Source organism: uncultured Proteiniphilum sp., from assembly GCF_937873925.1.
Taxonomy (GTDB): Bacteria; Bacteroidota; Bacteroidia; order Bacteroidales; family Dysgonomonadaceae; genus Proteiniphilum.
The window spans coordinates 1-5,708 of sequence record NZ_CALNAT010000149.1; the positions used below are offsets into that span (position 1 = coordinate 1).

General features: G+C 41.1%; 3 protein-coding genes and 1 pseudogene. All 4 read right to left on the reverse strand.

Annotated features, from left to right (window positions below; genetic code table 11):
- Positions 1-441: 441 nt before the first annotated feature.
- Positions 442-1,710 carry a DUF4998 domain-containing protein gene (locus tag Q0502_RS10055; RefSeq protein WP_298650258.1) on the reverse strand — a complete coding sequence of 423 codons (1,269 nt, stop codon included), beginning with the start codon at positions 1,708-1,710 and terminating at the stop codon, positions 442-444.
- Positions 1,711-1,733: 23 nt separating this feature from the next.
- Positions 1,734-2,981, reverse strand: a complete 1,248-nt coding sequence (locus Q0502_RS10060; protein WP_298650261.1) for a DUF5000 domain-containing lipoprotein — start codon at positions 2,979-2,981, stop codon at positions 1,734-1,736.
- Positions 2,982-3,015: 34 nt separating this feature from the next.
- On the reverse strand, positions 3,016-4,923 hold the full coding sequence (locus Q0502_RS10065) for a RagB/SusD family nutrient uptake outer membrane protein (protein ID WP_298650263.1): 1,908 nt from the start codon (positions 4,921-4,923) through the stop codon (positions 3,016-3,018).
- A gap of 18 nt (positions 4,924-4,941) precedes the next feature.
- A pseudogene (locus Q0502_RS10070) lies at positions 4,942-5,708 on the reverse strand (SusC/RagA family TonB-linked outer membrane protein); the annotation flags it as partial.

Below are 5,708 nucleotides of genomic sequence, written 5' to 3' on the forward strand. Positions count from 1 at the left end.
TCTTATCAGGGAAAGATATACAATTTATTTGTGTCATGCTGATAAATTACAATGAGTGATACGATATGATTTCATCCTCGTTTTGTTTTTATGGCTACCCTTAATGCGCAACAATTAAAATCTCGAAGGCTTAATTTTTATTTTTGAGAGAATTTTTACAAAAATACCTTGATAGTATCCCTTATAGCTGTAAAAAATGATATTAAAACTATATAAAATGGTTTTTTTATGTTAAAATAGTAAGAGGATTGCGGAAGAACCATGAAGAATAATTTTGCCCGGTTCAGCCCATCCGGCCGCAAATGCACTTCTGCCAATTATTTTCCGGCCTTGCGATTCAATTTTACAAAAATACATTTGCTATACAATACGGGGCTATATCAAAAGCCTCGTATTGTACAACAAATGTAAAACCTAATAAATTAAACGACCGGAGTGTTGTCAAAGGTCATCACCCCAAAGTGTTATTTCACCCATATTTACACAATTCGATCCCTGCCAGTTTGAATTTTTGATAATTAACCGGATATATCGAACCCGGCCGATGTTTTCATTCACATTATATTCCCATCCGGCAGCCCATGCGGCGCTTTGATCCGCACTTGTGGCAGGTTTAATAATCTCATGATCTCCCAGAAGAAGCCAATCGTTTTTCCAATTGTCCGATTTCCAATAAGATTCGTCATCATGGGCTTTTTTCAATTCGTCTGTTCCCCATATTTCAAAATAACGAGGACTATGACCGGTAAAAGCTCCTACCTCGGTTCTCGGCCAAATGCGGAAACGGCTGATTTCAGCCAATACTCCCATATCGAATGTAAAATGATGTGGAAAGTTGAATCCGGGAGCATTTTCAATTGTGTGTAAAATACCCGGATTTCCTGTGGCCTTATCCCATATTTTTGAAAGATCTCGTATCCCATTTACAGAAGTATTATCACCGGTTAAAATAACAATTGAAAAATTTGCTTTATTGATTTCTCTCTCCAATTTAGGCAGGATGTATTCTCTTGCCGGGGAATTCAATGTTTCTATTGCATTTTCAGGAAGATAGGTTGTAAAGACGCTGATTTTATCTCCTGTCTCGAGTTCGGTCAAATAGGTTTCCGTATCTGTATTTTCTACACGGACAAACTCTGTGATGCCGTCTTTCGTATAAGTTATAGTCGTATACTGAATCTCTCGGTTTGCTATCGGATCCCATCTAATTAACATGCTTCCATCCGTTTGCTTAGTGATAGAGGAAACGTTCCTGTTCCTTAACGTTTGTGTGTAGGATTCGCCGTAAATCAATACAGCAGCTTGCTGCACCATAGAATAATGACCTTCATTATCTCTGGTAATAAATTCAAAAACGTAATCACCTTCTTCTATGTTTTCGAGATAATGATTCATCTGAATGCGTCCGCTTTGTGTGCGATTTACATCAATAGTCACAGAATCAGCCCGTTGATTCCAGTATATTACTACTTTAGTAATGCGCGGATCAGCATTTATTTCCCACTTAAGCAAGACCTTTTCATAGCCGGGGTGAACTTTAACCGAATCTACTACACCTGTATAAATATCTTCGCCCCTGTCATAATATTCCTGATGAATACTGTTCATATCGTCACAGGCTACCATCATCATGAAAAGGAAGACAGCTAAGATAATGAAGGACTGGTCTCTTTTCCCTCTATAGTTTTTTAAAATTATATGTTTATTCATTTTCTTTCGTGTAATTTAATTAATCATTCTCCATTCCTTACACCGTCATCACCAAATACGGATACTTCGGCAATATGCAAAGCGGCGGTTCGCGCCCATGTCTCTTTTACAACGAAACGAATATACCGTATATTACCGGCTCCGGACTCAAAGATAAATTCACTTCCGGCAGCAGTAGCTGCCAGATCTTCATCATTTGACTGTCCTAACGGAAGTCCGGACGGTTTGATTTGTTCAAAATCGCCTAACAAGATCCAGTCATCACGCCAAGGACCGGTTGAATAATTTACATCGTTAATAGGATATTTCAGTTCTTTTGTACCCCATACTTCAAAATAGTGCACATTGTGCTGGGCAAAGGTAAAACCATCCTGCCGGTTCCATAGCATTATACGACTTAGTTGGGCTTCCACTCCCAGATCAATGGTGAATGTTTGCGGAGGGGTAAACCCCGCATCGGGGACCGTATGCCATATCACGGAAATATTGCCATCCCAGATATTGCTTATCGGACGGCTTGTATGTGAAGTGGTATTGTCGCCCGCTAAGTGTCCGTCTTTAAACAATTTCTTGTCTAATTCTTTTTCATATAACGGAACCTGTTCCAGTTTCAAGGTGTCGGTATAGTTCCCGAACTTATCCATCAGACAAACAGCAAAGAAGCGTGGGTCGGTATTATATCCCCTGATAGAACGTTTGTCTTCCTTCAATGTTGAAAAGGCCAGATCATATTCTTCCCACTCACCGTCATCACCCATCGCCAGAAGAAAGGCTCCAATCATCACATTTCCCTCATTTCTCCAGCGAATCACCACTCCTCCGAAATCAGGTTCCATTTCCAATGTTTTAAATATGGTCTGATAGGGAGGTTCCAACGGAATAAATGAACTGACATAAGGTGCTGATTTGTTCTCATTGTGATCAACCAGATAAAGGGTATATTCACAGGGGCTTATATCGGGTAATCCTTCTACAGTTACAAAATCGTTATAAATAGATGCGCGGGATATCTTTTTCTTTCCTTGAAACAAATATTCACACGTTACATAAGAGATATCCGCTTCGTTCGGTATATCATAAAAGATGTTTGCTCCTCCTGGTATCGGCTCCGTACGTACATTTGTTACAGGAGGAGGCGGGGTGTTATCGGTAGGATTCTGCCCTATTTTGTCTTCACTACACGAGAATATAAAAATAAGGAATACGACCACAAATCCTGTTATATTGAAACCGAAGAACGGCTTTTTTATATTTATTTTTTTTCGCTTCATATTCTGATACTTTTGTATGTTTGGTTGTAATTATTTACCATCCTGGATTTTGCACCAGATTGGGGTTTTGAATAAGAGAGCTGGTCCTCAGAGGCCAGAGGTAATCTTTCATTGTATAATTACGGTTATTATAATAAGTAACCACTATATAGTATTCATCCAGCTTGACTCCCTGGTAGTCCCAACCTTGTACCGGCTGGTTCATATAGCGTACAGCGTCTTTCCAGCGGCGGAGATCAAAAGGACGTTGTCCCTCGAATGCCAGTTCTATCATCCGTTCCTGCTTGATGATTTCCCGCATACCTTCTTTGGTAGACGGTTTACCCGGAATGTTGGAATATTGGGACCAGGAGTCGACTACACCTTCCAGTCCGGCACGAAAACGGATACTATCAACCCATTGATAAACTTCCCTGTCAGGTACAGCTTTTGTCTCATTCAACGCCTCGGCATATAACAGGTAAAGGTCGCTTAACCGGATCACAGGAATAGAAAACCTTACAGGGCTTGGAGAGGTGGTGGTAGTTCCTGACCGGAAACTAACTAATTTTTTTATAAAATAACCTGTGGATATATGGGCATCGGAAAACACGACACCATGACTGTCTCCGCTTCGGTTTTTGATAACAATCGTTTCTTGCTCTTTTTGAGCCAGGGCCTCATAAAGGCTGCGATCGAACGCTAAATGCGCATAAAAACGGGGTTCCCGGTAATAATTCAGTTTTGCTGTCGTTTCTCCTTTACCGATATAATACTTATGGAATGCACCGGTATCCAACCTTGTTTCATAACGCGTGGAATAATCCCAATCCCGATCTTCGTCAATCGGTACGCCGTTTTTCGTATAATATTGTTCCGCTATCTTCAACGTAGCGCTTAGTTCTGCTGTACCCCCATAGGTACTGAAGAATTTAGGTGTACAATAATTTTGGAATTGATTGGCGTTTGTGTAGGCCGGATGCGCCCAGATAATTTCCGGATTCAGATAAGGTTTCTCCGAGACGGCCCCCCTTAAGGTATATTTCAGCAGGGTAGTATCCGACATTGTCTCAAAACCGCGTTGGTAACGATATAACGCATGACCGTTATCATGACACATATCAATAGCCTCCCTGATCGCTTCAAGCGCTTTGTCCCATTTACTGTTGTCGGTGGTAGGGAAAAAGGGTATATCCCGGTTATCTTTAAAATTCACATAATCGGGATTGCCGTTAAAAAGCGGACTGGCCGCCCACACCAATACTTTTGCTTTTACCGAGGCTGCTATGGGTTTGGTAATACGCCCCATTTCGGTGGTACTTTCTTCGATATAACCGGGAAGATATTCCATTGATTCATCCAACAGATTTACAATATATTCAATCACCTCTTCTACCGGTTCACGATAAACGCGCACTTCTTCAGGTGAAGCATTTACCGGAACATCCGTATCCATAATAGGTATCGGTCCGTATAATTGCAAAAGGAAAAAATGAAGATAAGCTTTAATGAATTTCACTTCCGAAATCCAGCGGAATCTTTCCCATGTTTGCAGGTCAGGAACCTTGTGTATATTATTCAGAAATATATTACAATCGCGTATCCCTACCCATAAGGGTCTTCCGTCCCGTAATCCATCCCAATAGTTTTGAAAAGGGGCTGCAGAATTCTGATCATTCCGGGCAATGCGCGAACCGCTTCGGGTATTCAAACCGCTTACATCAATATCCCACCATATTTCATCAAATCCGACATTCCCCGGATAGGTAAACGGATCGTTTTGATTCGGCAGCATATTATAGCAGGAAAACAGGAATTTTTCTGAATTAAGCCGATTGGAAAAGGCATTATCCAGCGTCGCTACTCCGTCGGGCACCACATTCAGGTAGTCGGAGCATTTTGCGAACAAAAACACACTAAGGCATAAAACCAATAGTTTTGTCGTTTTTATCATATGTTTCATAAATACTTTTTTTAATCGTTAGAATTCAATATTCACACCTACATTCATCACCCGCTGTGGCGGATAATTAAAAGCCCTGTCACTCTGTTCAATATCCCACAGCTTGAAGCCACTCCACAAAAACAGGTTGCTCCCTGACGCATATAGGCGTATATTTTGCAGATGTATCTTTTTTACTAAGTCTTCCGGTAGGGTGTAGCCGACCTCGGCTGTCTTTAGTCTCAAAAACGAACCGTTGCGCAACCACCATGTACTTGGCTGATTATTATTGCTGATACTGGTTTCCGAAAGCCGTGGCCAGAAAGCATGGATATCGCGGTTATCTTCCGACCAGTGGCTCTCTGCAATTACTTTCAACAAGGAACGATCGTTAATAAAGGGTGAAATGTCGTGTACCGCATTCTGAGAATTGATCCAAAAAGAAGAGCGGGCTGAACCCTGGAAAAAAACAGACGCATCGAAACCCTTATAACCAATAGATCCCCCGAATCCGTAAATGATTTCCGGTGTTTTCGGATAACCTATCGGAACCAGGTCGTTTTCATCAATTTGCCCATCTCTGTTGATATCTTTATATTTAATATCTCCCGCACTATATTCTCCGAATGTCTGAGTGGGAGAGTTTTTTACTTCATCATTATCAATAAAAAGACGTTCGGCAATATATCCCCATTGTTGGGAGATATTTCTTCCTACGCGCGACCTCCAGGGAACGCTGGAATAATCCGGTTCTTCGTAAATTACATATTCGCTTGTCGCATAAGTAAAATTACCTCTTAATACAG

Bases quoted from the DNA above. Each gene is read 5' to 3' on its own strand.
- Q0502_RS10055 (WP_298650258.1), bottom strand. From the start codon at position 1,710: ATGAATAAACATATAATTTTAAAAAACTATAGAGGGAAAAGAGACCAG.
- Q0502_RS10065 (WP_298650263.1), bottom strand. From the start codon at position 4,923: ATGAAACATATGATAAAAACGACAAAACTATTGGTTTTATGCCTTAGT.
- Q0502_RS10060 (WP_298650261.1), bottom strand. From the start codon at position 2,981: ATGAAGCGAAAAAAAATAAATATAAAAAAGCCGTTCTTCGGTTTCAAT.